This is a genomic window from Levilactobacillus hammesii DSM 16381 (genome assembly GCF_001434395.1).
GTDB lineage: Bacteria > Bacillota > Bacilli > Lactobacillales > Lactobacillaceae > Levilactobacillus > Levilactobacillus hammesii.
The window spans coordinates 160,276-160,686 of sequence record NZ_AZFS01000066.1 but is presented as its reverse complement, the minus strand read 5'-3'; the positions used below and the strand labels follow the sequence as shown (position 1 = coordinate 160,686).

5 tRNA genes (1 of these 5 only partly in view) are annotated in these 411 nt (G+C 50.6%); all 5 read left to right on the top strand.

The window, feature by feature from the left end:
* Window positions 1-54 (top strand) — tRNA-Phe (locus FD28_RS12920) (it extends 27 nt beyond the left edge of the window).
* Window positions 55-75: 21 nt separating this feature from the next.
* Window positions 76-146 (top strand) — tRNA-Gly (locus FD28_RS12915).
* A 6-nt stretch (window positions 147-152) separates the two neighbouring features.
* Window positions 153-227 (top strand) — tRNA-Ile (locus FD28_RS12910).
* A gap of 4 nt (window positions 228-231) precedes the next feature.
* Window positions 232-319 (top strand) — tRNA-Ser (locus tag FD28_RS12905).
* Window positions 320-328: 9 nt separating this feature from the next.
* A tRNA-Glu gene (locus FD28_RS12900) sits at window positions 329-401 on the top strand.
* Window positions 402-411: the final 10 nt, after the last annotated feature.

Here is a 411-nt window from a genome sequence, read left to right as displayed (position 1 = left end):
TAGAGCAATGGATTGAAGCTCCATGTGTCGGCGGTTCGATTCCGTCCCGCGCCATTAAGTATATCTCATTATAATGCGGGTATAGTTTAGTGGTAAAACCACAGCCTTCCAAGCTGTTGTCGCGAGTTCGATTCTCGTTACCCGCTTTATATGGGCCTATAGCTCAGCTGGTTTAGAGCGCACGCCTGATAAGCGTGAGGTCGATGGTTCGAGTCCATTTAGGCCCATTATGGAGAAGTACTCAAGTGGCTGAAGAGGTGCCCCTGCTAAGGGTATAGGTCGCGGAAGCGGCGCGAGAGTTCGAATCTCTCCTTCTCCGTTTAGTTATGACCCGTTGGTCAAGTGGTTTAAGACACCGCCCTTTCACGGCGGTAACATGGGTTCGAATCCCGTACGGGTCATTGTCACAAT